The organism is Microcoleus sp. K5-D4 (assembly GCF_036704575.1).
Lineage (GTDB): Bacteria > Cyanobacteriota > Cyanobacteriia > Cyanobacteriales > Microcoleaceae > Microcoleus.
The window spans coordinates 1-1,884 of the sequence record NZ_JAUBSD010000197.1 but is presented as its reverse complement, the minus strand read 5'-3'; the positions used below and the strand labels follow the sequence as shown (position 1 = coordinate 1,884).

Annotated in this window: 2 protein-coding genes and 2 pseudogenes; 2 read left to right on the top strand and 2 right to left on the bottom strand. The window is 35.1% G+C overall.

What is annotated here, in order from left to right:
- Positions 1 to 75: 75 nt before the first annotated feature.
- Positions 76 to 258 (top strand): annotated as a pseudogene (locus tag QUA77_RS28990) (winged helix-turn-helix domain-containing protein); the annotation flags it as partial.
- A gap of 22 nt (positions 259 to 280) precedes the next feature.
- On the opposite strand, the gene QUA77_RS28985 reads toward QUA77_RS28990, so the two are convergent.
- Together QUA77_RS28985 and QUA77_RS28980 are read right to left on the bottom strand one after the other, a co-directional pair.
- Positions 281 to 532: an ISAzo13-like element transposase-related protein gene (locus QUA77_RS28985; RefSeq protein WP_333454068.1), complete on the bottom strand. Its 252-nt coding sequence runs from the start codon at positions 530 to 532 to the stop codon at positions 281 to 283.
- Positions 533 to 769: 237 nt separating this feature from the next.
- On the bottom strand, positions 770 to 1,054 hold the full coding sequence (locus tag QUA77_RS28980; RefSeq protein WP_333454066.1) for a transposase: 285 nt from the start codon (positions 1,052 to 1,054) through the stop codon (positions 770 to 772).
- A 108-nt stretch (positions 1,055 to 1,162) separates the two neighbouring features.
- Here QUA77_RS28980 and QUA77_RS28975 point away from each other — a divergent pair.
- Positions 1,163 to 1,884, top strand: a pseudogene (locus QUA77_RS28975) (IS4 family transposase); the annotation flags it as partial.

Here is a 1,884-nt window from a genome sequence, read left to right as displayed (position 1 = left end):
ACGCCTTAAGTTTAACTCCAATTATGCTGCTTAATGTTTTGTTACATAAATATGTTTTTTCCCGCCTACCTACTTAAATATATAGAAATATTATTAAAAACCCTAGAGAAATACCCTGAATAATTAGGATATAATTTGGGACGATGGACAGCGCAGAGATTAGCAACATACTTAGAGGAATCCACAGGAATAAAATAAATTGGAGGACAAGTTCGGAGGATATTAAAGCAAAAAAAGTATGTTTACATCTGGGATAAGGAATGAAAAATTAATAACTTGATTAATTCGTGAGTTGAGGTACCGCTCGATAATTCCATTTGGGTAAATATTCATCAAAAACAATTTTTATATTTTTTTTAAAATCATCAGTCACATTTCGACCAATTTCATAGATTTTATCTACCACATTTACAAATACAGATAGACCCTTGTTAGTGTGAGTTTTTTCCATGAGACTTTTGACTAAATTTAGACTTGTAAAAATCACTCCTTGACAGGCTCTGGTTATATGAGGGAAGAGTCGATGTTCAATGGGATTGTATTTATACCAAATCCGGGTTACTTACCCCCTTTATGATGGCGAAAAAAACTTCATTCGCTTGTGTTATTTTTAAAAATCAAACTTTGGGTAAACTTTGAAGGAATACTGTCACTAAGTTCAATAAATATAGCCCGCTAGATAATTAGTAAACAAGTGAATCTATTCGCTTGACAAGCTCTCAGGCGATCGTTAATGATTATTTAGATAAGAATGCCAAAAAAATATCAGCTATCCTTCGCGAGGCGAGCAGTTATTGGGCCACCAATAATAATTGGTAATATTTTTGATGGGTTCTGTCAGAGTTGTCGATAAAATTTGACAGCGTTCTTCCAGAAATGCTTCCAAGTCTTGTATTTTGTCAAAACTTTTATTGACTAATGGTTTGTCAGCCAGAGACCACAACCTTTCTGCTGGTTGAAGTTCCGGAGAGTAAGGTGGCAAATATTCTACATAAATTGCTGATGGAACCACCACTCGCTCGCTCCTATGCCAGCCGGCTCTGTCCATGACCATTTGTGACAATTTAAGAAAAAGTGCAAATTGTCAAGGGGGTAGACAAAAAAAGGTAAAATAGGATGAAACCTTTACCGGACAAGCAGTTGAGCCATAATTGAACCAGTTATGATTCGCAAAAAACGCATCAACCGAGATCATGCAAAGAAAAAAAATCGTCCCCAAGTAGAAAATGAAGCGCTCGCGAATCACTTGGAAGATTTATTAATTCCGGCAATGGCTGCCCAAAAAACTTTTTATCGGCAACTAAATTTAAGAGATAGAATTCTAACACTACCATTAATGATGGCAGCAATATTAAGTTTATTATGGCGAGACGTAGCAGGAGTAACAGAATTAACCAGATTATTAAATAGAGAAGGATTTTTATGGTGTCAGCCACAAGAAATTAGCCAACAAGCATTATGACTCTGATTTTTAACTTTTCCAGCAATTTTATTTGAAAAAGTATTTAAAGAATTACTACCTCATTTTCGACGAAAATGGTTGATGAGAAAATCGAGACCATTACCAGATAGCGTACAATTTGCCTTAAAAAGCTTTGATAATATCTGGATAGCTGACGGCTCAACATTAGAAGCATTATTTAAGAAGCTACAAAGTTTATCAGATGTTCCTATTGGTCAATTAGCCGGAAAAATGGGAGTAATTATAGACCTAGTAACTCATCTTCCCGAAGAAATCTGGTTTGGGGAAAATCCGAAACAAGCAGATACTAATTGGGAGGAAGATTTACTAAAAACAGTTAAGCCTAAAACCTTACTATTATTGGATCGAGGCTTCTATCACTTCGCTTTTTGGTCAAAACTCATTTCTCAAGAAATTGGATT